The organism is Vreelandella profundi (genome assembly GCF_019722725.1).
Taxonomy (GTDB): Bacteria; Pseudomonadota; Gammaproteobacteria; order Pseudomonadales; family Halomonadaceae; genus Vreelandella; species Vreelandella profundi.
Map to the genome: position 1 here is coordinate 317,272 of NZ_CP077941.1, position 23,959 is coordinate 341,230.

Annotated in this window: 19 protein-coding genes; 6 read left to right on the forward strand and 13 right to left on the reverse strand. The window is 56.4% G+C overall.

The window, feature by feature from the left end; all coding sequences use genetic code 11:
• Positions 1 to 65 precede the first annotated feature (65 nt).
• The 5 genes from KUO20_RS01510 to tkt form a co-directional block, all read right to left on the reverse strand.
• Entirely contained in the window at positions 66 to 1,235 is a 1,170-nt protein-coding gene (locus KUO20_RS01510) for a phosphoglycerate kinase (RefSeq protein WP_235041163.1), read from the reverse strand.
• A gap of 24 nt (positions 1,236 to 1,259) precedes the next feature.
• On the reverse strand, positions 1,260 to 2,297 hold the full coding sequence (locus KUO20_RS01515; RefSeq protein ID WP_235041164.1) for a type I glyceraldehyde-3-phosphate dehydrogenase: 1,038 nt from the start codon (positions 2,295 to 2,297) through the stop codon (positions 1,260 to 1,262).
• An 80-nt stretch (positions 2,298 to 2,377) separates the two neighbouring features.
• Positions 2,378 to 3,112: an LrgB family protein gene (locus KUO20_RS01520; protein WP_235041165.1), complete on the reverse strand. Its 735-nt coding sequence runs from the start codon at positions 3,110 to 3,112 to the stop codon at positions 2,378 to 2,380.
• Positions 3,102 to 3,455 (reverse strand): CidA/LrgA family protein, encoded by a 354-nt coding sequence (locus tag KUO20_RS01525; RefSeq protein WP_235041166.1) that lies wholly within the window; start codon positions 3,453 to 3,455, stop codon positions 3,102 to 3,104. Before KUO20_RS01525 ends, KUO20_RS01520 begins: the two co-directional genes overlap by 11 nt.
• A gap of 3 nt (positions 3,456 to 3,458) precedes the next feature.
• Positions 3,459 to 5,474: a transketolase gene (gene tkt, locus KUO20_RS01530; protein WP_235041167.1), complete on the reverse strand. Its 2,016-nt coding sequence runs from the start codon at positions 5,472 to 5,474 to the stop codon at positions 3,459 to 3,461.
• A gap of 265 nt (positions 5,475 to 5,739) precedes the next feature.
• On the opposite strand from tkt, the gene metK reads away from it, so the two are divergent.
• Positions 5,740 to 6,960 carry a methionine adenosyltransferase gene (gene metK / locus KUO20_RS01535; protein WP_235041168.1) on the forward strand — a complete coding sequence of 407 codons (1,221 nt, stop codon included), beginning with the start codon at positions 5,740 to 5,742 and terminating at the stop codon, positions 6,958 to 6,960.
• Between the two features lie 247 nt (positions 6,961 to 7,207).
• Positions 7,208 to 8,845 (forward strand): NAD-dependent DNA ligase LigB, encoded by a 1,638-nt coding sequence (ligB, locus tag KUO20_RS01540; RefSeq protein ID WP_235041169.1) that lies wholly within the window; start codon positions 7,208 to 7,210, stop codon positions 8,843 to 8,845.
• Positions 8,846 to 8,880: 35 nt separating this feature from the next.
• Here the strand turns inward: ligB and KUO20_RS01545 are convergent, their stop codons facing one another.
• Positions 8,881 to 9,816, reverse strand: coding sequence for an AEC family transporter (locus KUO20_RS01545; RefSeq protein WP_235041170.1), 936 nt, complete (start codon positions 9,814 to 9,816; stop codon positions 8,881 to 8,883).
• Positions 9,817 to 9,976: 160 nt separating this feature from the next.
• On the opposite strand from KUO20_RS01545, the gene metF reads away from it, so the two are divergent.
• Positions 9,977 to 10,819 carry a methylenetetrahydrofolate reductase [NAD(P)H] gene (gene metF, locus KUO20_RS01550; RefSeq protein ID WP_235041171.1) on the forward strand — a complete coding sequence of 281 codons (843 nt, stop codon included), beginning with the start codon at positions 9,977 to 9,979 and terminating at the stop codon, positions 10,817 to 10,819.
• Positions 10,820 to 10,910: 91 nt separating this feature from the next.
• Here metF and KUO20_RS01555 read toward each other — a convergent pair whose 3' ends face one another.
• From KUO20_RS01555 to prlC, 4 genes are all read right to left on the reverse strand, one after another.
• Positions 10,911 to 13,112, reverse strand: coding sequence for a TRAP transporter permease (locus tag KUO20_RS01555; protein WP_235041172.1), 2,202 nt, complete (start codon positions 13,110 to 13,112; stop codon positions 10,911 to 10,913).
• 102 nt (positions 13,113 to 13,214) lie between these two features.
• Complete coding sequence (locus tag KUO20_RS01560; RefSeq protein WP_235041173.1) at positions 13,215 to 14,207, reverse strand: TAXI family TRAP transporter solute-binding subunit; 993 nt, start codon at positions 14,205 to 14,207, stop codon at positions 13,215 to 13,217.
• 349 nt (positions 14,208 to 14,556) lie between these two features.
• Positions 14,557 to 14,808: a YheV family putative zinc ribbon protein gene (locus KUO20_RS01565; RefSeq protein WP_235041174.1), complete on the reverse strand. Its 252-nt coding sequence runs from the start codon at positions 14,806 to 14,808 to the stop codon at positions 14,557 to 14,559.
• An 84-nt stretch (positions 14,809 to 14,892) separates the two neighbouring features.
• Positions 14,893 to 16,941, reverse strand: coding sequence for an oligopeptidase A (prlC, locus tag KUO20_RS01570; RefSeq protein ID WP_235042397.1), 2,049 nt, complete (start codon positions 16,939 to 16,941; stop codon positions 14,893 to 14,895).
• A 196-nt stretch (positions 16,942 to 17,137) separates the two neighbouring features.
• On the opposite strand from prlC, the gene KUO20_RS01575 reads away from it, so the two are divergent.
• The 3 genes from KUO20_RS01575 to KUO20_RS01585 all read left to right on the forward strand — a co-directional run bounded on the left by KUO20_RS01575 (position 17,138) and on the right by KUO20_RS01585 (position 19,881).
• Positions 17,138 to 18,478: a sodium-dependent transporter gene (locus tag KUO20_RS01575; RefSeq protein WP_235041175.1), complete on the forward strand. Its 1,341-nt coding sequence runs from the start codon at positions 17,138 to 17,140 to the stop codon at positions 18,476 to 18,478.
• Positions 18,479 to 18,559: 81 nt separating this feature from the next.
• Positions 18,560 to 19,096: a gamma carbonic anhydrase family protein gene (locus KUO20_RS01580; RefSeq protein ID WP_235041176.1), complete on the forward strand. Its 537-nt coding sequence runs from the start codon at positions 18,560 to 18,562 to the stop codon at positions 19,094 to 19,096.
• Positions 19,097 to 19,209: 113 nt separating this feature from the next.
• On the forward strand, positions 19,210 to 19,881 hold the full coding sequence (locus tag KUO20_RS01585; RefSeq protein WP_235041177.1) for a metal-dependent hydrolase: 672 nt from the start codon (positions 19,210 to 19,212) through the stop codon (positions 19,879 to 19,881).
• On the opposite strand, the gene KUO20_RS01590 is transcribed toward KUO20_RS01585, so the two are convergent.
• From KUO20_RS01590 to KUO20_RS01600, 3 genes are read right to left on the reverse strand one after another with little or no spacing between them, the layout of a single operon-like run.
• Positions 19,857 to 21,239, reverse strand: a complete 1,383-nt coding sequence (locus KUO20_RS01590; protein ID WP_235041178.1) for a sigma-54-dependent transcriptional regulator — start codon at positions 21,237 to 21,239, stop codon at positions 19,857 to 19,859. The genes KUO20_RS01585 and KUO20_RS01590 overlap by 25 nt on opposite strands.
• On the reverse strand, positions 21,232 to 23,166 hold the full coding sequence (locus KUO20_RS01595; RefSeq protein ID WP_235041179.1) for a sensor histidine kinase: 1,935 nt from the start codon (positions 23,164 to 23,166) through the stop codon (positions 21,232 to 21,234). Before KUO20_RS01595 ends, KUO20_RS01590 begins: the two co-directional genes overlap by 8 nt.
• Entirely contained in the window at positions 23,163 to 23,936 is a 774-nt protein-coding gene (locus KUO20_RS01600; RefSeq protein WP_235041180.1) for a GntR family transcriptional regulator, read from the reverse strand. The genes KUO20_RS01595 and KUO20_RS01600 overlap by 4 nt, the downstream gene beginning before the upstream one ends.
• Positions 23,937 to 23,959 lie beyond the last annotated feature (23 nt).

Consider the following 23,959-nt stretch of genomic DNA (forward strand, 5'->3'; position numbering starts at 1 on the left):
AGTTATTTGAACCCGTGCTGCAAGCAGCGCGGGTTCACGTTGTCTAGTGCGTTTTTTACAACAAATTAGCCGCGTTTGGCAGCCGCTTCGAGGGCCGCTACGGCCGGTAGCTGTTTGCCTTCAACATACTCAAGGAAGGCGCCGCCACCGGTAGAAATATAGGAAACGCGATCCGCAATGGCGTATTTATCGATGGCCGCTAACGTGTCACCACCACCGGCAATAGAGAAAGCCGCGCTATCTGCAATGGCCTGGGCAATAACCTGAGTGCCGTTACCAAACTGGTCTATTTCAAATACGCCGACCGGCCCGTTCCATAAAATGGTGCCAGCATCTTTAAGCATGGTGGCTAAGTGAGCAGCCGTCTCAGGACCGATATCTAAAATCATCTCGTTGTCGGCTACTTGGTCGACGGGTTTGACAATCGCCTGCGCTGATTCAGAAAACTCAGTGGCCACGACTACATCGGTAGGTAGCGGGATCGAGACTTTTTCCATCAGCGCTTTAGCCTGATCGATCAAGTCGGCTTCATGCAATGATTTACCGACATTGTAGCCCGCTGCGGCAATAAAGGTATTGGCGATGCCTCCACCCACGATGAGCTGATCGCATTTATCAGCTAACGTCGTGAGTACGTCTAGCTTTGTTGAGACTTTTGAGCCGCCGACAATGGCGGCCATAGGGCGGGCCGGATTCGCTAACGCTTTTTGTAGCGCGTCGAGCTCTTTGGCCAGCAATGGTCCTGCGCAGGCGCTGGGTGCAAAGCGGGCGACGCCGTGGGTCGAGGCCTGTGCCCGATGGGCCGTACCGAAAGCATCCATAACAAAAATATCGCACAGCGCGGCGTACTGCTTCGCCAGCTGCTCGTCATCTTTCTTCTCGCCGCTGTTGAAGCGCACGTTCTCAAGAAGGACGACATCACCATTGTCGAGTGCCAGCGTTTCGCCGAGATACGCGGTCACCAGAGGCACCGGGCGACCCAATAGGCCGCTCAGGTGCTCAGCAACGGGGGCAAGAGAAAACTCATCGGCAGGTTCGCCTTCAGTAGGGCGTCCTAAATGGCTCATCAGCATGACTTTCGCGCCAGCGTCCATGGCTGCCTGAATGGTGGGCAGCGCTGCGCGCAGGCGGGCGTCGCTGGAGACGCGGCCATGTTTAATGGGCACATTTAAATCTTCACGGATCAGCACGCGTTGTCCTTCCAAGGGAAGGTCAGTCATTTTCTTCACATTCATGTGAGCGGTTTCCTCGTGTTCGGATTACGTTTCTGTCGAAAGTCTGGCTAGTCGATGGCTAATGTCGAGCATGCGATTTGCAAATCCCCACTCGTTGTCGAACCAGCACAGCAGCTTGATGAGGCGTTTGCCAGCGACCCGGGTTTGGGTAGCGTCCAGAATGCCTGAGCGTGGATCGTGATTAAAATCAATCGACGCCATGGGGGCTTCAGTATAGCCAAGAACGCCCTGTAAACGCTGCCGGCTGGCCGTCAGGAGCAGCGCATTCACCGCATCGCGATGAGTATCGCTGCGAACCGTGAGGGCCACGTCCATCGCAGAGACGTTAATCGTCGGCACGCGTACGTGTAAGCACTCAAAGCGGCCCGCAAGATGAGGCATTAAGCGGCTAATGCCGAGCGCCAAGCCGGTGTCGACGGGAACAATCGACTGCATCGCCGAGCGGGTGAGGCGCAGATCCGTTTGATGGTAGGCATCAATCACCGGCTGATCGTTCATCGCCGAGTGGATCGTTGTCGTCACGCCGTGCTCAAGCCCGAGCGCTTCATCTAAAACGGTTAGCAGCGGCACCAGGCAGTTGGTCGTGCACGATGCGGCGGAAAGAATGCGCTGAGACAGCCTCATCTGGTCTTCATTAATGCCCCACACAATGGTGGCATCAACGTCATTCTCCGCGGGTTGAGAAAACAGCAGCCGCTTGGCGCCCGCGGCTAAATGCAGCTCGGCCGAGGCGCGGTCTTTAAAGCTTCCTGAACACTCCAGCACCAGGTCTACATCGAGTGCTTTCCAGGGTAGATTGCGCGGATCTTGTTCGCACAGTATCTGGATGCGCTGGCCGTTAACGATGAGATCATGGCCGTCGTTATCGACCTCACCCGGAAAACGGCCGTGCGTCGTGTCGTAGCGCGTCAGGTACGTCATCGTAGCGAGATCAGAGAGTTCGTTGATAGCCACGACCTCAATGCCAGGAAGTTGCCGCTCGACGAGGGCCCGCAGCACGCATTGGCCAATGCGTCCGTAGCCGTTAATAGCGATGCGATACGTAGAGGCGGAATTAGCCATACACAAAGGCGGCTCTTAAAAGTAAATCGATGATCAAAAGTGGGATAGCAAACCCCGCGATAATAGCGTATTTCAGTCGGCTATGCGTATCCGCTGCTCATGCCTAGCAGTCGCCAGGCAAGCGGCAGCAGCACCGCAGTGAAGATGCCTGTAAGGCTCATTCCCAGTGACGCGAACGCACCCGCGGCGGGGCTGATCTCGAATGCTCTGACGGTACCAATGGCGTGCCCATTCAGGCCAAGGGCGAAACCGATCAAGCGTTCATCGTTGATATGCAGCAAACGCGCGGCAATGCTGACGCATGGAATGGTAATAACACCGGTTACAAGCAGTGCGCCTAGCAGCAGCGACACCTTACCGCCAAGCTGCTCAGTAATGCCGATAGCAATCGGCGCTGTCACGGACTTGGCCGCAATGGAGGCGAGTATGGTGTCGGAGCTGCCCAGCAGCCAGGCAATAGCAAGCGCATAGAAAGCCGCTAGCGTGGCGGCAATAGGTAAACAAATCGCCAGCGGCCGCCAGAGTTCCACGATTCGCGGCAGCTGTTGATAAAGTGGCATGCCTAGCGCCACCGTCGCGGGCCCCAGCAATACCGTTAGCCATATCGCGCCCTCTTGATAGGTCGGATAAGGCAGTCCTATCAGCGAGAGCGCTCCGGCCAGTAGCAGTGCCGCGATTAAGATAGCGGGTAGCCAAGAAGGGCGTTTAAGGTGCTGAAACAGCCGATTACCAATCAAGTAAGCAACCAGCGTTAGCCCTACCGCAAATAGCGGCGTGGCGGTTAGCAGCTCTAACGGCGATAGATCAGCGTTCATAAGATTGCCCAATTAGTCGCTTAAGCAACCAAAGGGTGGTGACGACGCTAAGAAGTGTGCCCACCACTAAGGCGATAAGAATCGCCGTCCACTGCCCGGCTAATTCGCCAATGATAAAAAACACACCGACGACACCGGGCATAATCAGCATAGCGAGCAGCGCAATCAGCGGCTGTGCCGCTGCGGCAATACTGCTAGGCACGCGACCGTACAGCGCAAGCGTGGCACACAGCAGCAGCATGCCAATCACGCCTGAAGAAACCGGCAGACCGGTGAAGTAGATGACCACTTCACCGATCAGCCAGTAGCTAATCAGCCATAAAAAGCCACTGAGTGCCGGCATGGCCTAGCCGAGCAGTTCGTGAGCTTGCTTGACGATATTGTCGACCGTAAAACCGAAGTGCTTGAACAGATCATCCGCGGGTGCCGATTCGCCGTAGGTCGTCATGCCAATCACACGGCCTTCCAGACCCACATACTTGTACCAGTAGTCGGCATGCGCCGCTTCGATAGCGATCCGCTTGGTGATCGCTTTGGGCAGCACGCTTTCACGGTACTCGGCGTCCTGGCCGTTGAAACGGTATGCAGAGGGCATGGACACAACGCGAACGGCTTTACCCTGCTGCTCAAGCTCGGCAGCGGCGTCCATCGCGAGCGATACTTCTGAGCCGGTGGCAATCAGAATCAGCTCGGGCATTTCTGGCGTGCCTTGGCTGTCTTTAAGAGTCGGGTCTTTAAGAACGTAGCCGCCGTTTTGAATGGCCGCTAGCTGCGCTTGAGTGCGCTGCTGGTGCGGCAGATTCTGACGTGAGAGTACCAGCGCGGTCGGGCCGGAGTGGCGTTTGATCGCCGCATCCCATGAGGCGGCCGTTTCGACCGCATCGCAAGGACGCCAGGTATTAAGGTTGGGCGTCGTGCGCAGGCTGGTAAGCTGCTCAATGGGCTGGTGCGTCGGGCCGTCTTCACCCAGGCCGATGGAGTCATGGGTAAACACGTAAATCACCTGCTGACCCATTAACGATGCCATACGAATCGAGTTACGCATGTATTCCATGAAGATCAGGAAGGTGGCGCCGTAAGGCACCAAGCCGCCGTGCAGCGCGATACCGTTCATGATCGCGCCCATGCCAAACTCACGTACGCCGTAATGCAGGTAGTTGCCGCTGGCGTCTTCAGGGGTAATCGCCTTGGCACCTTTCCAGAAGGTCAGGTTAGACGGTGCCAGATCCGCACTGCCTCCCAACAGTTCCGGCATTTGCGGGCCAATCACATTCAGCGCTTCAAATGATGCCTTGCGCGATGCGATGCTTTCTCCCTTCTCTTGCGCCTGCTCAATCAATGCTTCAGTGGCAAGCTCGGCAGGCAGCTGGCGCTTCATACGACGCGTGAATTCGCGCGCCTCGGTTGGGAAAGCGTCTGTATAGCGAGCAAAGCGGTCTTCCCACGCCTGCTGCGCCTGTTTGCCAGCGTCGCGAGCATCCCAGGCAGAATAGATCGGCTCGGGGATATGGAACGGTGCATGCTCCCAGCCCAGCTGTGTACGTGCCAGGGCGACTTCATCGTCACCCAGCGGCGAGCCGTGGGCGTCTTCTTTGCCCTGCTTGTTAGGTGCGCCAAAACCGATAATGGTTTTGCAGATAATCAGGCTAGGCTTATCGTCGTGGCTCTTTGCCAGTTCAATGGCCGCTTTAACTTCCTCTGGCTGGTGACCATCGACGTTTGGCACCACGTGCCAGCCGTAAGCTTCAAAGCGTTTGGCGGTATCGTCGGTAAACCAGCCTTCCACTTCGCCATCGATTGAGATGCCGTTATCGTCGTACAGCGCGATCAATTTACCCAGCTGTTGGGTACCGGCTAGCGAAGCGACTTCGTGGGAGATGCCTTCCATCAAGCAGCCATCGCCTAAGAAACACCAGGTATGGTGATCGACAATGGCATGGCCGGGACGATTGAACTGCGCTGCCAAGGTCTTTTCAGCCATGGCAAAGCCTACGGCGTTAGCAAAGCCCTGGCCGAGCGGGCCCGTGGTCGTTTCAATGCCGGGGGCATAGCCAAACTCCGGATGCCCCGCCGTGGGCGAATGCAGCTGACGGAAATTTTGCAGCTGTTCCAGGCTAAGCTCGTAGCCGCTGAGGTGCAGCAGCGAGTAAAGCAGCATGGAGCCATGGCCATTAGACAGCACGAACCGGTCGCGATCAGCCCACTTGGGGTCTTCGGGGTTGTGCTTGAGGTAGTCATTCCATAGCACCTCGGCAATATCAGCCATGCCCATGGGGGCGCCCGGATGGCCGGATTTGGCCTTCTGAACAGCATCCATGGAAAGGGCGCGAATGGCATTGGCTAGCTCAAAACGGGACGGCATGGGGGTGCTCCTCGCCTGAAAACAGAAATTATAAAGGCGCTATTGTCGCTGACTTCCCATGTGGCGGCAAATGCGCAAGCAAATGTGCCGGTAAATTCTGGGGCACGCGTTCTGGGAAGCATCGCCGACAGCGTGTAGACTCTGCCTCCCGAGGTGGTGGAGAACGTGATGCTGCCGCCTCTATATACGGGCAGGGGCACCTGCCATGATTTCCTGCTGATGCTGTGGATTTGCTACAGCCGTCATACAGAGGGTCGAGTGCGCGATGAGCGAATATTCCCTGTTTACCTCCGAGTCGGTCTCCGAAGGTCATCCTGATAAGATTGCTGACCAGATTTCTGATGCCGTATTAGATGCCATCATCGCCCGTGATAAACAGGCGCGTGTCGCCTGTGAAACGATGGTAAAAACCGGGGTGGCGATTATTGCCGGTGAAATCACGACGTCCGCGTGGGTCGATCTGGAAATGCTGGTGCGTGATGTGATCACCGACATCGGCTATAGCTCCTCACAGGTAGGCTTTGATGGCGCTACCTGTGGCGTGATTAATCTTATCGGCAAGCAGAGCGTTGAGATTGCTCAGGGCGTTGATCGTACCAAGCCAGAAGATCAAGGCGCCGGCGACCAGGGGCTGATGTTTGGCTATGCGACCAATGAAACCGATTCGTTCATGCCCGCACCCATTCATTATTCTCACCGTTTAGTCGAGCGCCAGGCTGAGCTGCGCAAAAATGGCCTGCTGCCTTGGCTGCGTCCGGATGCAAAAAGCCAGGTCACTATCCGCTATAACGCCCAGGGCCGTCCGTGCGGTGTCGACGCTATCGTACTTTCTACCCAGCACGATCCAGACATTGGGCAAGAAGATCTGCGTAAGATGGTTAAGCGCGAGATTATTGAGCACGTGATCCCCGCTGACTGGCTAGACGATAATACCCAATACCATATTAATCCAACCGGCAAATTCGTTATCGGCGGCCCGGTCGGTGACTGTGGATTAACCGGACGTAAAATCATCGTTGACACCTACGGCGGCATGGCGCGTCACGGCGGCGGTGCATTCTCAGGCAAAGACCCCTCAAAAGTGGATCGTAGCGCCGCCTATGCGGGCCGCTATGTAGCGAAGAACGTCGTGGCGGCAGGGCTGGCTGATAAGTGCGAGATTCAGGTCTCCTACGCGATTGGTGTGGCTGAGCCGACCTCGGTGTCGATCGACACTTTTGGTACCGGCAAGATTGAAGACAAGCAGATTGTGGCGCTGGTGCGTGAGCACTTTGATCTTCGCCCTTACGCGATTACCAAAATGCTGGATCTGCTGCACCCGATGTATCAACTCACCGCCGCGTATGGTCACTTTGGCCGCGCGCCGTTCGAGCACAGCTACACCTGGAGCGACGATAAAGGCGAGCAGCATACGGAAACCTTTACGGCTTTTCCGTGGGAAAAAATTGATAAAGCCGATGCGTTGCGCCAGGCCGCTAATTTGTAAGCGTTTGGCTACACGGTTTGTAAGAGATCGCCCCTTTGGCTTCGGCCGGGGGCTTTTTTTATGCTTTATGTCCAAGCCCTGCGCTAGGCTGTTCTGTTTGCCGATTAATATTTAAACGGGTAAGGGGACCGCAATGCTTAACGGCGCAGCGTTTAATGGGTCATTGTTTAATGGATCAACGTTTAATAGAGCAAAGTTTAATGGAGCAGTGTCAGGCACTACCGCAATCTGGATGCTCAGTGGTCTTATGGGGCTTGTCACTTTTTCCGCACAGGCTAGTGAGTGCCCCCACTGGCAGGCTGAGCGCTTAGCCAGAGAAAGCCACGCATTAGCCCAGCAGGTCCAGCGTTGGGACACCGCCTACCATGATGAGGGCGTGTCACTGATCGACGACGCCCTTTACGATCAGACCGTGGAGCGCCTGGCCACCTGGCAGCGCTGCTTAGGCAATGAATTTGAGCATAGGCCGCTTTCGCCGCTGGCACCTAGTGACGCAACGCTTGAACACCCGGCGGCCCAGCGCGGGCTCCATAAAGCCGATGAAGACGGTGTAAGGCGCTTCACCAGCCGTCGCGATGACCTGTGGATTCAACCCAAAGTTGACGGCGTGGCTATCACGCTACGCTATGACCAGGGTGAGCTGGTCGACGGGGTTAGCCGTGGTGACGGCGAGCGCGGCCAGGACTGGACGGCACGCGTGCGCCAGCTTCCCGCGGTTCCTAATATGCTTTCAGAACCGCTTTCGGCGGTACTTCAAGGCGAGCTGTACTGGCGATTAAATCAACACGTTCAGTCAAGCTCGCCCGCATCGGGCGCTCGTGGCGCGGTCGCAGGTGCGATGGCGCAGTCATCACCTACCGATGCTACGTTTGAGCGTATTGGGCTGTTTGTGTGGGATTGGCCCGATGGCCCAACGAGCATGACCGAGCGTTTAGCGCAGCTGACTCGCCTGGGCTTTGATACCGCTGACTATACCCACGCGCTTGATAGCCAGCGTGACGCCGCCGACTGGCGCGAAACTTGGTTTAACGGCCCGCTGCCATTTGCCACTGACGGCGTCGTGATCAAACAAGCGGAGCGCCCCGGCGTGTCAAGCTGGTCGTCCTCACCGCCGGAGTGGGCGCTGGCCTGGAAATACCCTGCGCAGCAGGCGCTAGCACAGGTGCGGGGCATTGAGTTTCGCGTTGGACGCACCGGACGCGTGACGCCGCTAGTATGGCTCAACCCGGTACGGCTGGAGGGGCGGCGAATTAGCCGCGTTTCGCTAGGGTCGCTTGAGCGCTGGGCGTCAATGGATGTACGCCCCGGCGACCAAGTGGCGGTCACGCTGGCAGGGTTGACCATCCCCCAACTAACGGAGGTGGTATGGCATACCCAGGAGCGCGCACCGCTGAGCGCGCCGTCGCCGCAGCGCTATCATCTACTCAGCTGTTTTGAATTAACCGCTGGCTGCGATGCCCAGCTGTTGGCACGGCTTACCTATCTCGGTGAGCAGCTCGATATGCAAGGCGTTGGCGAAGGCACCTGGCACGCGTTGCTGGAAGCCGGCGTGGTAACACAGCTGCTGGACTGGATGAGCGTGGAGCCAGGTGAGCTACAGCAGGCTCACGGCATTGGTGAGACCAGCGCTGGCGCGCTGATCGAACAGTTTGAGACCGCACGCTCGGCCTCTTATGCTGATTGGCTGGCAGCCCTTGGCATGCCGCCAGGCGGTAGTGCACGCATCGGTGACTGGTCTGCCTTGGCGGATTATCAGCACGCGCAGTGGCAGGCCATTAGCGGCGTGGGCCCGGTTCGCGCTGATGCGTTAGTGGCATTTTTTAGCCACCCAGAGGTGCAGCGCATGGCGCAAAAGCTTCAACAGGCGGGCGTTGATGGTTTTTAGTCAGACCGCTTATTCAAAATGCTTAGCAAGACAGCTTAACTAAGCCCCGTTATATGCAGCATGAAGCCGAGATAAAGCGGGATCAGCAGCGGTGCCAGCAGCGTTGAAACCAGCACTGCCAGAGCGCCTTTTTGCGGCTGAATCCCCAGCTCCATAGCGACCACCACCACGTTAGACGCCATCGGTACGACGCCCAGCAACAGCATCGCCATACCCAGTTCAGGCGAAAGAAGGCCGAGCCCCTGCAATAGCAGCACGGCAGCCAGCATCACCAGAGGCCACAGCAGGTAACGCAACCCTACGCAGCTCGCTACAAAGCGGGTATCCCAGGCGGCTAGGGTCACCTGGCTCAGCGTCATGCCGATAATCATCATGCCTAACAGCGTGTAGGTGGCGGGGAAGACCTCCAGCGCACTCATTACTTCAGCGGGCAGCGTTATTTTTAGACTGCTCAGCAGGAGCGCTAGTAAGAAGGTGTAGATAAGCGGTAAGCGAGAAATTTTGATCAGGCTTTCGCGTACCGAAAAGCGACCGCGAGCGCTGAGATAAAACCCGACGGTAAATTCATAAATATTAATCCCCAGCATGCAGAACAGATAAAGCGTAACGCCTTCTGGGGGCAGCAATATAAACGCGATCGGTAAGCCGAAATAACCGGTATTGCCGGTTCCCGAAGAAAATGCCAGTAGCGCCGCCTCCTGCTCGCCAAAACGATCACGCGTGAGACGATGGACAATCAGCGCCATGAGGCTCGACAGGATGAACAGCGCTAATGTGAGCAATAGATAGTTCGGCGTCGGCCCGCCATTCATCAGCGCGCGAAAAATGGTAAAGGGTGCAATCAAGTAAACCAGCAGTGTCGCGATGGGACGTGGGTCTAGCTTGAGCCGTTGGGCGGCGATCCAGCCTAATCCCACATAGCTGAGCAACATTAATAACGGTCCAGCCAGTGCCCCAGGTGCAAGATCCATTGATTCTCCCGTATGAGTGCGTGGTGCTTGGTATGTATTCTGGTCAGCCAACATGAGCCGAATTAAAGGCCGAGCGTGAAATCTTTCATTAGCCCTAGCGCATCTGAACAGCGAGAATACCTCAAAATATCACGCCTATTGACCCTAAAAAGGAAATTCCATGAGCAGCCTTGAGCATCCGCTGGGTATCAGCTTTGAATTCTTTCCGCCCAATACTGATGCTGGGCACGACAAGCTAATACACGTTCGTGATGAGCTAGCTGCCCGGCAGCCGCGGTTTTTTTCAGTCACCTATGGCGCCGGTGGGTCGACGCAGGCGCGCACGCGTGAGCTGGTACGCACCGTTAGCCAAAGCGGCATCACGACCGCGCCGCACCTATCCTGTATTGGCAGTGAAAAAGCGCAGTTGCGTGATCTGCTAGCGCAGTATCGCGAAGAAGGCGTGAATAGTCTGGTTGCCCTGCGTGGCGATATGCCGTCGGGCATGGCAAGCATTGGCGAATTACGCTATGCCAATGAGCTGGTGGAGTTTATTCGTGCTGAAACCGGCGATCATTTCGAGATTGCGGTCGCGGCTTACCCAGAGTCTCATCCACAGGCGGCTAATCTAGATAAAGACGTGGAAAACTTCGTGCGCAAAATGAAGGCTGGCGCCAACATGGCGATCACCCAGTACTTTTTCACCGCCGATGCCTATTTCAATTTTGTCGATAAAGTTCGCGCGCTTGGGGTCGAACAGCCGATCATTCCCGGTATTATGCCGATCACCAACTACACTAAGCTGGCGCGCTTCTCTGATGCCTGCGGCGCTGAGATTCCCCGCTGGATTCGCAAGCAGCTAGAGTCCTATGGCGATGACAGTGAGGCGATTGCCGCCTTTGGAACCGACGTGGTGAGCCAGCTTTGCCAGCGACTGTTGGATGGCGGCGCCCCCGGCCTGCATTTTTATACTCTCAACCAAGCAGCACCGGTGCTCAAAATAGTCGACAACCTGACCGGCTAAGATGCGCTGTTAAGCATCCAGTAACTAAAAACCCCGCTCAATGACCATTGAGCGGGGTTTTTTACACTTAGCGTTTAGCGGCTTAGCGTGATTAGCCAGCTTGAGCCGTTTTATTACCACTGCCATGTAGCTTACGCTGCATGACAAACAGCCCGATACCAATCGCAAGCCCCAGAACGTCGGTATAAATACCGCCATAGATCATAAACATGGCGCCCACCAGCATCAGTACGCGTTGCCATGCGTTGACCGGCCCAAAGAACCACGCTTGAACCATGCCTGACAGCAAGATAATACCCAGCGTTGCGGTGACCCCCACGCGCAGGATTTCCATCGGCGTGCCTTCCATCAGCATGGCAGGGCTGTAGAAGAACATAAACGGCACGATGAAGGCGGCCAAGCCAATCTTGAACGATGCCACGGACGTGCCCATTGGATTGTCGCCAGAAATACCGGCCGCTGCATAAGACGCCAGCGCAACGGGAGGAGTAATCGCCGACACCACCGCAAAGTAGAACACGAAGAAGTGAGCGATCAGCGGCTCAATGCCAATATTGATCAAGCCAGGCGCTACCACGGAGGCGGCGACGGCATAGGCGGCGGTGGTCGGCATGCCCATACCGAGCAAAATGCTAATCAGCATAGCGAATACCAGCGCCAGCAGCTGGCTAACACCGGCTAAGCCAAGCAGTAACGACGAGAAGCGAGCGCCAACGCCGGTCAGTGAGATAACGCCCACGATTAAGCCCGCACAGGCGCACACGGCGATAATCTGAACCGACATGGTGCCCGCGATTTGCAGCGCTTTAAGAATCGCACGAATACCCATTTTATTGGGTGAAATCCAGCTTACGACGGCCGCTGACGCGGTTGCCAGCGTGCCCGCACGAATCACCGAGTAGCCCATGAACAACGCCGCGATCAGAATAATAATCGGCGCGAACAGATAGACCTGCTTAACCAGCTTGGAGAACAGCGGGATCTCATCTTTGCGCATGCCGCGCATGCCTTTACGGGCGGCTTCAAAGTCGACCATAAAGTAGATAGAGGCAAAATAAAGAATCGCCGGAATGATCGCCGCAATGGCAATTTCGGTATACGGAATGCCCGTCACTTCGGCCATGATGAACGCACCGGCGCCCATAATCGGCGGCATGATTTGCCCACCCGTTGAAGCCGCCGCTTCGATCGCCCCCGCGCTACGCGCCGGATAGCCGACTTTCTTCATCAATGGAATGGTCAGCGAGCCGGTGGAAACCACGTTGCCTGCGGAGGTGCCGTTAATCATGCCCATCAAGCCAGACGCAAAAATAGCCACTTTGGCCGGGCCACCGCGGGCGCGCCCTGCAGCAGCGAAAGCAAAGTTGACGAAGTAGTCGCCCACTTTCGACGCTTGCAGGAACGCGGCAAAAATAATGAACAGAATAATATAGGTCGATGATACGGCGGTGGTGGGGCCTAAAATGCCGGCATCGGTATACACCTGGCTGAAGAAGCGCTGTAGCGACAGCCCCGGGTAGCCTAAAAAGCCGGGTAAATAAGGACCGACGAAAACATAGCCCAGGAACACCGCTGAAATGACGACCAAGGCTAAACCGGCCACGCGGCGGGTAAGCTCAAGAATCAGTAGCGAGCCCGCGATCGCCGCCCAAGAGATGCCTGACGGCGCAAAGGAGGTGCCCGTCGACATGCGTATATTCGTGTTGAAAGCCACTAGCAAATAACCGGCGCTGGCCAGCGCACATACCATGAGCACAAGGTCGGCAGGGTTAAAGCGATGCCGCGCCTGACGATAAAACCAGGACAGCACAACGGCACAGGCCGTGGTCGCCATCAGCGGGTAGCCGTAATGCCAGTTTTCGATGTTAGGGTCGATGCGCATCGCACCGCCGCTGAGCGTTTGGTGCATTAAAAAGACTTGCGCCAACGTATAGGCCGCAGGAATAAGCAGTGCGTAGCTCACCCATTTAATCCATGCACCTGACGTTTGGTGTTCCTCGTCGGCAAATCGAGCGCCGGCAAATAGCCCGTAACCGAGAATAAGCGCCCCGGCTATGTGCACAATCCGAAACGACCAGGTTTCCATCGGGTACACGTTTAGGGAAAACAGGTGGAAGCTAGAATAAGCAATGGCTAATGCCGCAAATAATAAGAACTGCCAGCCGGCAAACAGGCGGCGATTAGATTCAACAACGTCGTCATCGACACCATCGGCAATGGACTCGGGTACTGTTGACGCCACGTTGGCATCATCATTGAGACCGTTGGGTTCTTGGTCGGTTTTGTGACTCATTAGAGTTCACCCTCACAGCAAAAGCAGACAAAGGGATAGCAGGAGCGAAATCTGCCCCGCCCGGCAAGGCCGAGACGGGGCAGTTAGAGCGGTAAACGTTGCTTAGTTGATCATGTCATCAGCAATTTCATAGCCGTTCTCTTTGTACCAACGCGCAGCGCCTGGATGAAAGGGCAGTACGGTGTTGTGCACAATGTTTTCTGGAATTGTGGTTTCAGCACTGCGGTGGATTGAGCGCATGCGCTCGTTGTTTTCCATGGTCGCCTTGGTCACTTCGTAAATGAAGTCTTCCGGAAGGTCACAGCCAGCGATAGCAAAGTTCCACATGGAAACGGCACGAGCATCTTCTTCAAGCGTCGTGTACGTATTAGCGGGAATCATGAACTCAGCGACCGGATAGTTTTCCAGCACGGTGGCTAGCTCATCTTCGGTGAACTCAATAATGTTGACGTCCGTTTGCACTTCCAGCTGGCTGACGGCGGGAATCGGGATGCCGGCAGCGAACGCAACGACGTCGAGCAAGCCGTCCTGCAACTGACCGCCTAGGTCTGACCAGCCACCGTTACGACGCTCAAAATCCACGCCGAGCGTTTCTAAGATCGCGGGGAAGTAGGTGTCAGACGTGGACGCCGCGGGGCCAAAGCCGATACGCGCGCCATCCGGAATGTCAGCGATGGATTCGATGCCGCTGCTAGATAGTGCCGCAATTGAGAACGGCGTTTCGTACATGGGGAACATGGCACAGACGTTGTCCATCTTCATGCCGGGTGCCAGCGGGCTTTCACCGTTCACAGCATCAGACGCAGGGCCCATGGTGGTTAAGCCAAACGCCATGTCACCGGTATGTACTAGCGCTAAGTTTTGCGTAGGGCCGCCGGTGACTTCACCGCCGCCAGATACGCCAACTTCCTCAGCAATAAAGTTCGCCCAGCCTGAGCCGTAAACGAAGAACGTGCCACCTTGGCTTGCGGTACCGACGGTGAAGTTATCCGGCCAATCTGAGCGATCGGCTTGAGCTTGGGCACTACTGGCCGCCGCTATAAGAAGAGCGCTGCTGGCAAGTAGCGTGAAGGTCTTAGGCATATGTTTGCGCATGGCGAAAGTTCCTAGCTGTTATTGGGATTATTGACTGACGGTCATGTTCGATGCTGCTCGTTGGCACGGCATGAATCAGACTATTCAGAGGTTATAACAGCGATAGTTGTGCCATTTAATTGTTATTTTTTTAAAATCAGTTGGTTAAGAGAAGCACATTAAACTTTCGTGGCAAGCCCAGGCGGACAAAGTGTCCGAGTGTTCGCACGATGGCTATTTTGAATGTGCGGATAGCCGCACACTAATGAGGCCGGTCAGGCGCCATTAGTCAGCAGTCGACGCATTGAGGAGGAAGACGCTAGGCTCGCGGTGCTTGGTTAGGCCTTCCTTAGCGGGATGAAAAGTGCGTTTAACGCGAGGGCTTGCCGGGGTCCATGATGCGTACGGGCTGTACATCTTGCTGCTTCTGATCGTCGCGCACCTGGTTCACCCGAGTGGTCATTTCGGTAAGGGCATCTTCTTCAATAGGCAGCTGTTCGAAAAAATCGCAGCTGACGCATTCGCGGTAGCGAATGCCATTCTGCTCCCAGGCGCGGATACGATCCATCTCCGCACAGCGCGGGCAGATCACGCCGGCAATAAAGCGCTTAACCGTCGACATAATAGACTCCTAGGCATCAGATGCGCGGCGCCCAAGGCGCCGCGCATGAAACAATGGTTTGAAACGTGTACTTGATAACGTGTTTCAAGCGGCGCGGATACCGCAGTGGCGAAGCAGTGGCTCAACGCTGGGTTCGCGACCGCGAAAGGCAACGAACAGGTCGGCGGCATCACGAGCGCCGCCCTGTTCCAGGATTTCGCGACGAAAGCGCTGGCCTGTTTCTGGATCGAAGATGCCAGCCTCTTCAAAGGCACTCCAGGCATCTGCCGAGAGCACTTCCGCCCACTTATAGCTGTAGTAGCCGGCCGCGTAGCCGCCAGCAAATATATGCCCAAAGCTATTTTGGAAGCGATTGAAAGAGACTTTTGGCAGCACTGACACCGCGGCCCGCACGTCATCGAGCAGTCCCTGCACGTCGCTGGCGCTAGGGGCGCTGAGTTCATGGTGCAGGCGTAAATCGAATAGCGAGAGCTCGATTTGGCGCATCATACCCATGGCCGACTGGAAGTTCTTGGCTGCCTGCAGGCGCTCTAGCAGATCGAAGGGGAGCGGCTCGCCGGTATCCACGTGCTTGGCCAGCAGGTCTAGTCCTTCACGCTCCCAGCAGTAGTTCTCCATAAATTGGCTGGGCAGCTCGACCGCATCCCAGGCCACGCCGTTAATGCCGGAAATATCCGCAATATGCTGCTTGGTGAGCATATGGTGAAGGCCGTGCCCAAACTCATGGAACAAGGTCGTGACTTCGTCGTGGGTCAGCAGCGCAGGGCGGCCGCCGACCGGTGCCGTGAAGTTGCAGGTTAGAAAGGCCACCGGCAGCTGCAGGCCCTGGTCGGTTTGACGGCGTACCCTACAGTCCGCCATCCAAGCACCGCCGCGCTTGCCTTCACGGGCGTAGAGGTCAAGATAAAAGCCGGCAATCGGCTGGCCGTTTTCAGTAATCTGGAAGTATTGTACGTCGGGATGATAGCGAGTCGCCTCGGTATCTTCTTCACAGCGCACGCCGTAGAGGCGCTCAACCACTTGAAACAAGCCATCAATGACGCGCGGTGCGGGAAAATAAGGACGCAGCTGTTCTTGGGAGATAGCGTGGCGCGCTTCGCGCAGTTTCTCGCTGGCGTAGGCAACGTCCCACGGCTCAAGTACTTCCAGGCCTAGCTCGTCACGGGCGTAGGCGCTCAGTTCGGCAAATTCTTCTTTAGCCTGGGGCAGCGCACGGCGGGCTAGGTCGTTGAGGAACTCGAGCACCTGCTCGGGAGATTCGGCCATTTTAGTGGCCAGAGAATAATCAGCATAGGTGGCAAAGCCAAGCAGCTGGGCAATGTCGCTACGTAACGACAAAATCTCTTCCACGATGGCGGCGTTATCAAACTTGCCTGCATCCGCGCCTTGGTCTGAGGCACGGGTAATGAAAGCGGTATATACCTCGCGGCGCAGCTCGCGACTGTCGGCGTAGCTGACGACAGGGAAAAAGCTGGGGAAGTCCAAGGTAATCCGATAGCCCGCCACGCCTTTCGCCTCGGCGGTGGCTTTTAAGGTATCTAAGGCACTTTCTGGGACGCCCGCGAGCGCATCTAAGCTATCAATATCTTTGTGCCATGCCTGGGTGGCATCCAGAACGTTATTCGAAAACTGGTTCGAGAGTAGTGACAGGCGCGACTGAATTTTCCCGTAGCGCGCTTTCTGATCCTCGGGCAGGTCAACACCGGCTAGTCGGAAATCGCGTAAGGCGTTCTCGACGGCGCGCCGCTGTGCGGCATCTAGCGATGACCAGGCCGGACCTTCTTTCAGCGCTTTCCAACCATGGAAAAGCCCTTCGTGTTGGCCCACCCAGGTGCCGAAAGCAGAAAGCTTTTCAAGGCATGCCTGATACGCCTCGCGTAATTCGGGGGAGTTCATGGTGCCGTTGAGATGAGAAATTGGTGACCACGCTTGGGTGAGCCGGTCGTTGACGGCCTCAAACGGCGCTGCGAAATTGTCCCAAGTGGGCGGCGTGGCAGCGGCCTGCTGGGCGAGAAGGTCAATGGCCTCGCGGCTTTCGTTTAGCAGGGTTTCTACCGCAGGCTCAACGTGTTCGGCGCGAATGTCAGCAAAAGGGGGGAGCTTGTGCGTCTCAAGCAACGGATTGGAGGGCAGGGGGATGGAGGACATAGGCACCTCAGGTGGCATCGTTTTTAAAATCGTATAGGAAGCGCAAAACGCGCGATAATGATGACACAGTGCGGGCAGTGGGGCCGCGTTTCAATGGCAGGTTGAAGGTCAGCGTTTGGCCTGCGTGCAAGCGCCTGCTAGTCTTGCCGCCTTTTAATGCCGCTAACGGCAGGAGCATACGATGAGCGAAACGCTGGAGCGCTGGGGGTCTAAGCGGGCCTTTATCTTGGCAATAACAGGTGCTGCAGTGGGTTTAGGCAACATCTGGCGCTTTCCCTACGTGGCTGGAGAAAATGGCGGTGCGGCATTTTTACTGGTTTATGTAGCGTTTGTGCTGCTGCTAGGCATTCCCGTCATGATGGCAGAAATATTAATTGGCCGAGCCGGACGCCGCGGGCCAATGCAGGCGTTAGGGGCCTTGGCGTCAGAGGCGGGGGCATCGCCTCATTGGCGTTGGCTGGGGCTATTTGGCGCGTTCACCGTATTTTGTATCTTATCGTTCTACTCGGTGGTCTCCGGCTGGTCGATTGAGTTTTTAGTTGCCTCCGTGAACGGTAATTTCAACGGCGCGAGCGCTGAGGAGATTGGCGCGGGCTTTGACGCTTTCTTGGCTAACCCAGGCCTGCTTATTTTTAATCATACTCTGTTTCTATTTATGACCATGTCCGTTGTGGCGGCCGGTATTGCCAAAGGTCTGGAGCGGCTTAACAATTTGCTGATGCCGCTGCTGTATTTTTTGCTGCTGCTATTAGCAGGCTATGCCGCCACGACGGATGGCTTTGGCACCGCGTTGGCGTGGCTATTTCTGCCCTCTTTCGATGCGCTAACGCCATCGGTGGTTGTCCATGCAATGGGGCATGCGTTTTTTACCTTGGCGGTTGGGGCCTGCGCATTAATGGCGTACGGGGCTTATATGCCTGAAGAGCAAAGCCTGCCAAAAGCCGCGTTTGCGGTAGCGGTGCTCGATATCAGCGTTGCGCTACTGGCGGGTATTGCGATTTTCTCGGTGGTGTTTGCCCAAGGCATGGACCCCGCCGAAGGCCCAGGCTTAATGTTTGTCACGCTGCCTATCGCATTTTCTGAATTGCCGTGGGGATCAGTATGGCTGAGCGTGTTCTTTTTATTACTGCTGTTAGCCACCTGGACCTCGGCGATTAACCTAGCCGAGCCCATGGTCGCGACGCTGCAGGGGCTGGGGCTGCGTCGCAGCCTTTCGACGCTGGTCGTGGCGGTAAGCGTCTGGTTAATCGGCCTGCTATCCGCCTTCTCGTTTTCAACGCTTGCTGAGTTCCGGCCGCTCTTTGGGCGCAACGTGTTCGAGCTGGTCAGCAGTATACCGCCGGATGTTTTTCTGCCCTTAGGCGGATTGATGATCGCCATTTTTGCCGCTTGGGTGATGCCCCAAGAGCGAGTCATCAGCGCATTGGGTGCCGGCGAGCGCGGCTATTTAGTGTGGCGAAATATTCTTCGCTGGGTATCGATTCCGCTGACCTTTATCGTGCTACTGACAGGATTGCTGTAAGGCTTTCTTGGCTGTCATTAAGCGCTATTGTCAGCGAGTCATATTCTTTAAACGGTCTATCGAGAACCGCAGGAGCAAATTATGAGCAGTGCGTTAAGACGCTATCAGGGCATGGAGCCGTCGCTTGGCGAGCGCGTGTATATTGATCCGGCAAGCGTAGTCATTGGTGATGTGGTGCTGGGGGATGACTGCTCCGTTTGGCCGATGAGCGTTATCCGCGGCGATATGCATCGTATCCGAATCGGCGCGCGTACCAGCGTGCAGGATGGCAGCGTGCTGCATATTACCCACGCAAGTGACTTTAGCCCGGCGGGTTTTCCGCTCATTATTGGTGACGATGTGACCATCGGCCATAAGGCGATTTTGCATGGCTGCACGCTGGGTAGTCGGATATTGGTGGGCATGGGCGCGATTGTGATGGATGGCGCGGTCGTTGAAGATGAAGTCATTATTGCCGCTGGCGCCGTAGTAACGCCGGGTAAGCATCTGGAAAGCGGATACGTTTATGCCGGTAACCCGGCCAAACCGCTGCGCCCGCTGAAAGAATCCGAACGTGCTTTCTTCCCCTATACCGCCGGTAACTACGTTAAATTGAAAGACCGCTTTTTGGCCGAATAGTCAGTTTGATGCCTTTTCTCTAAGCGGTTGCCCTGCCAACCTTTTTTCGTAAATAGTCGTGTCGCGTCGGCCAGAAATCTGTTAATTTATCCAGTTTTCTGGGGTGCCGCGTCATGGCTAACTTTCGCACGCATATTACAGTGGCAGCGGCGGGCGGCATGCTGATAGCTTACGCAGCCTGGAAGGGCCATTGGTGGCCGCCTTCTCAAGCGGTGGTGATGGTTGCGCTGGTCACGTTTGGGGGCATTCTGCCCGACATCGATGCCGACCGATCACATTCTATCCGATTGATTTTTAATCTTCTTTCAGTGCCAGCCTTGGTCTTGGGTGCACTGCTGCTTCAGCCATGGCTCACGCCCGGTGCGCTGCTGGTTGCCTGCGGTGGGATCTACTTCTGCGTGCGTTATTTGGCCAGCGTACTGTTTTCGCGTTTAACCGTGCATCGCGGCATCTGGCACTCACTGCTCGCGGGGGGGCTATGTAGCCTGGCCACCGCCGCGCTGAGTTTTAATCTGCTTGGCCAGCCGGCGTGGCTTGCCTGGTCGCATGGCGCCGCCACGCTGGTCGGATTTCTAATTCATCTGAGTTTAGATGAGGTGTACAGCGTTGATCTTGAAGGCGCTCGGCTAAAGCGTTCGTTCGGAACGGCGCTAAAGCTAGGCGATAGCCGGCGGCCTATGTCTAATCTACTGATGCTGATTGCCACGTTAACGCTGGTGCCCTGGGTACCGCCCTGGTCAGTGCTGGGTGAGCTGCTGCATCAGGGCTCGCTGCTGTGGCGATAGTCATCGGCATTGAGGCCGTGCTTTTTGAGCTTGTCATAAAAGGTTTTGCGCGGAATCCCTAAGTGGCGACACACGTCGGTGACTCGGCCGTGATAGCGCGCCAGGGATTGGCTGATCAGGCTTTTTTCAAACAGCTCCACCTGGCGGGGCAGAGTGGGCTCCTGAGTGTCGGCGCTAACCCCTTCCAGTAGTGCATCCAGACGATAATCAAAGGCGGCGCCCAGCAGCACGTAGCGCTCGGCAAGGTTGCGCAATTCGCGCACGTTGCCGGGCCAGTCATGTGCGAGCAGAACGGCAATGCCTGAGCTGTCTATGACCGGCGCTTCCAGTCCGCTGCGATTGGCAGCTACGACGGCAAAATGCTGAAACAGCAGGGGAATGTCTTCGCGCCGTTCGCGCAGGGCCGGCAGCGGCAGAGTGACCACGTTAAGGCGGTAATACAGGTCTTCGCGAAAGCGGCCCTCTTCAGACGCTATCTTTAGATCCACCTTGGTGGCGGCAATGACGCGAATGTTGAGTGGTACCGTTTCATTCGCGCCCAGCCGTTCCACGCTGCGCTCTTGCAGCACCCGTAGCAGTTTGACCTGCAGCGCCATGGGCATGGATTCAATTTCATCCAAAAATACCGTGCCGCCGTTAGCATGTTCGAACTTGCCGATACGCCGCTCTACGGCACCGGTAAAGGCGCCTTTTTCGTGGCCAAATAGCTCGGACTCAATGGTGTTTTCGGGCACTGCGCCGCAGTTGATGGCCATAAAGGGGCTATTGCGCCGCCCGCTGCGCTCGTGAATGGCGCGGGCCACCAGGTCTTTGCCGGTACCCGTTTCACCAAATAGCAGCACATCGGCTTCCACTTGGCTGATGCGCTGAATCATGGCGGCCAGCCGCGAGATGATCGGCGTACGGCCGACCAGGCGCGGCCCCAGCGCGGCCTGCTGTACTTGCAGTTCGGCTTTCAGGCGATGGTTTTCTAAACTGAGCTGGCGCTTCTCGATGCCACGGCGCACCACATCCAATAGTTGATCACCGGCGAAGGGCTTTTCAAGAAAATCCCACGCCCCTGCACGCATTGCCTCTACCGCGGTCGAAATGTCGCCGTGGCCGGTAATTAAAATGATCGGCAGCGTCGCGTCGCGGGCATGTAGCTCGTGCAGTAACGCCATGCCATCCATGCCGGGCATGCGTATGTCGCTGACAATCACGCCCGGAAAGTCGGGCGTTAAGGCGGCGAGTGCCTGTTCAGCGGATTCATAGCAATAGGGCGTGTAGCCTGCAAGCTCGAGGGTTTGGCTGGCGGTGATTCGAAGGTGTGGTTCGTCGTCGATCACCATGACCGGCAGGGTCGACGGTTCATGCATAGTGAGAGCGCTCCTGGACATGCGTTAACGTTGAGTGGGGTAGCGTAATAGTGAAGCAAGCGCCCCCTTCGGGTCGATTAGCAGCCTGCAGCTTACCGCCTAGATCGTCCATAATGCGTGAAGAGATCGAGAGGCCCAAGCCTAAGCCACTGCCTGGCGCCTTGGTGGTGAAAAAGGGTTCAAACACATGCCCTAAATGCTCCTCTGGAATGCCGGGTCCGTTATCGGCAACGCTAATATTCACCTGCTGATGGTGGATGCTAGCGCTTAGGGTCAGCTGCGGTGCGGGTTCGGCTTTCATGGCCTGCAGGGCATTGCCGATTAGATTAACCAGCACTTGCTCCAGGCGTACTAGGTCGCCTTTCACCCATAGCGTTTCATCGGGCCAATCCTGAATAATCGCAATGTTGCCTTCGCGCAGGCGGCTTTGAAATAAGCGCAAGGCGTAGTCGATACAGGCCTGTACGGAAATGGTCTCTTGGCGCTCGCTGCTCTTGCGTGAAAACTGGCGCAGCTGTGCGCTTATATCGGCCATACGTTCGGTCAGCTCGACAATCTGCTCAAGATTGGCGTCGGCTTTTTCATGGCGTGCGAGTGCCATAAAGCGTCGGGCGTTCTCAGCATAAGCGCGAATAGCGGCCAGCGGCTGATTCAGCTCATGGTTGATGCCCGCGGCGAGCTGCCCTAATACGGCCAGTTTGGCCGCCTGAATAAGCTCATCCTGCGTTTGGCGTAAGTTGGCTTCAGCGCGACGGCGCTCTTCAATTTCATCAGAAAGTCGCTGGTTGCTGGCGACCAGATCACGGGTGCGCCTTTCTACACTAACCTCAAGCTCATCGCGAACGCGGGCCAGGGTGTGGCGTTCGCGCTCGGCAAACGCTTCCCGCTCACGGCGAAGCCTCAACCGCTGCCAGCCTATGCCGGCGCCAAGCGCAATCATGCCGTAGAGGCCGCCCGCCATGAGAGCGGCGACCCATTGGGCGCTGATTACTGGCGTTAGCGGCTTTAAAATATGCATCTGCCAGCCAAACTCAGGGATAGGTCGCGTCAAGCTTAGGTAGTTGCCTTTACTTAAAGGGCCCTGGGAGAAACTGACTAATTGGCTGCCCAGGCCGTAAGGTGCAATGACGTTGATGCCCGAGGATGTTAGCGGATCCATCGCATAGCGCCGTGTTGCGCGCAGGATTTTACGCTGCTCATCGGAGAGCGGGTAAAGGGCGTTCATACGCAGCCCTGGATGGCTGGCCATGAAGATGATGTTGTCGCTGTCGGTGACAAACAGCTCCGCATCCTGCTTTGCCCAGCTTTCTTCAACGTCATCAAGCAGTACTTTGATGACTAATACGCCGTCAGGCTTGGCGTCGGGCGAGGTGTCGTCGAGCCAAATCGGTGCTGAAAAGAAGTAGCCCCGCTCAAGGGATTGGGTGCCCAAGCCATAAAACCTACCTTGGCGGCCCGCAATTGCTTCGGTGTAATAGCTGCGAAAAGCATAGTTGTGGCCGATAAAGGTGTTAGATCGATGCCAGTTGCTGGCGGCAATAGTATCGCCATCGCGATTTAGCAAATAGACATCTGAAACGCCTGCCGTGAAGCGGAAACGATCCAGCAGCATGTTTAGCGGCATCGAGTCCTGGCTGTCGGGAGAGGCTAAAAAGCGCTGCACGCCTTCTCTTGTCGCGAGCATTTGTGGCAGGTAGTCGTAGCGCAGTAAATAGCCGTTTAAATTGGCGGCAGACAGGCGCAGCTCGTTTTCGGCATCGTCCTGTAAGTCAGAAAGCGCCTGCTCTCGGGCCAGTTGGGCGGCCTGCCACATGCACAGCAATAAGCCGAGCGAAATGATCAATAGCCATAGGCGACGCCAGCGTGGCTGCAAGGGGGCGGGGGTCTGGCTATGTATGTCAGACTGACCCCTCTCAGTGCTGTTCATGCCGATGTCTTTCGACTGCCTTGGGCGCGGCGAAGGGCGCGTTGTGACCGCGTCTCCGCACGTGCCACTTCAAGCAGCCCTTCTTCAACGAACGCTAGGTGCTCATGAGCGCGAGCGCGGGCGTCTTCTGCACGTCCTTCCAAAATGGCATCAAGTAAGGCGCGGTGCTGCTGCATTAACTGGCTGCGCGAGCCGGGTTTGGCAAACAAGTGAGCCAGATTATTAACAATGCTCTTTTCAAGCAGGTGAAAGATGCCGCGAATGGTATGTAGCAGCAGAACATTGTGGGCGGCTTCGGCGATGGCAAGATGGAACGCCGCGTCAAGCTTGGCTTCATGAACAGGATCGGCGCCGGCAAAACCGCCGTCTAGTTCTTCAAAGCGCTGGATGAGGATCGCTTTATCAGCGGGCGTTGAGCGCAGTGCGGCGTAATAGGCGGATATTCCTTCCATTGCATCGCGGAATTCGAGTAGATCTAAGTTGAACTCGCCGTGCCGAGAAAGCATTTCCAGCAGTGGATCGGTATAGCCATTGCTTAGATCGTCGTTTACAAAGGTACCGCCGCCTTGGCGGCTGGTCAGTAAGCCGCGCGCGGCTAATTTTTGAAGCGCTTCACGTAAAGAGGGGCGCGAGACGCCAAAACGCTCCGCTAATTCACGCTCTGGGGGAAGGCGCTGCCCAGGTTTTAAGCTGCCCTCTAGCATCATGGCTTCTAAACGCTCGGTAATAACATCGGCCAAACGCTGCTGGCGGAGCGGTGGATAGCTCATGTCGGGTAGCTCCTTCAATTGGT

Coding starts and splice junctions, on each gene's coding strand:
- KUO20_RS01510 (WP_235041163.1), bottom strand. CDS start 1,235: ATGAATGTGAAGAAAATGACTGACCTTCCCTTGGAAGGACAACGCGTG.
- KUO20_RS01515 (WP_235041164.1), bottom strand. CDS start 2,297: ATGGCTAATTCCGCCTCTACGTATCGCATCGCTATTAACGGCTACGGA.
- KUO20_RS01520 (WP_235041165.1), bottom strand. CDS start 3,112: ATGAACGCTGATCTATCGCCGTTAGAGCTGCTAACCGCCACGCCGCTA.
- KUO20_RS01525 (WP_235041166.1), bottom strand. CDS start 3,455: ATGCCGGCACTCAGTGGCTTTTTATGGCTGATTAGCTACTGGCTGATC.
- tkt (WP_235041167.1), bottom strand. CDS start 5,474: ATGCCGTCCCGTTTTGAGCTAGCCAATGCCATTCGCGCCCTTTCCATG.
- metK (WP_235041168.1), top strand. CDS start 5,740: ATGAGCGAATATTCCCTGTTTACCTCCGAGTCGGTCTCCGAAGGTCAT.
- ligB (WP_235041169.1), top strand. CDS start 7,208: ATGGGGCTTGTCACTTTTTCCGCACAGGCTAGTGAGTGCCCCCACTGG.
- KUO20_RS01545 (WP_235041170.1), bottom strand. CDS start 9,816: ATGGATCTTGCACCTGGGGCACTGGCTGGACCGTTATTAATGTTGCTC.
- metF (WP_235041171.1), top strand. CDS start 9,977: ATGAGCAGCCTTGAGCATCCGCTGGGTATCAGCTTTGAATTCTTTCCG.
- KUO20_RS01555 (WP_235041172.1), bottom strand. CDS start 13,112: ATGAGTCACAAAACCGACCAAGAACCCAACGGTCTCAATGATGATGCC.
- KUO20_RS01560 (WP_235041173.1), bottom strand. CDS start 14,207: ATGCGCAAACATATGCCTAAGACCTTCACGCTACTTGCCAGCAGCGCT.
- KUO20_RS01565 (WP_235041174.1), bottom strand. CDS start 14,808: ATGTCGACGGTTAAGCGCTTTATTGCCGGCGTGATCTGCCCGCGCTGT.
- KUO20_RS01575 (WP_235041175.1), top strand. CDS start 17,138: ATGAGCGAAACGCTGGAGCGCTGGGGGTCTAAGCGGGCCTTTATCTTG.
- KUO20_RS01580 (WP_235041176.1), top strand. CDS start 18,560: ATGAGCAGTGCGTTAAGACGCTATCAGGGCATGGAGCCGTCGCTTGGC.
- KUO20_RS01585 (WP_235041177.1), top strand. CDS start 19,210: ATGGCTAACTTTCGCACGCATATTACAGTGGCAGCGGCGGGCGGCATG.
- KUO20_RS01590 (WP_235041178.1), bottom strand. CDS start 21,239: ATGCATGAACCGTCGACCCTGCCGGTCATGGTGATCGACGACGAACCA.
- KUO20_RS01595 (WP_235041179.1), bottom strand. CDS start 23,166: ATGAACAGCACTGAGAGGGGTCAGTCTGACATACATAGCCAGACCCCC.
- KUO20_RS01600 (WP_235041180.1), bottom strand. CDS start 23,936: ATGAGCTATCCACCGCTCCGCCAGCAGCGTTTGGCCGATGTTATTACC.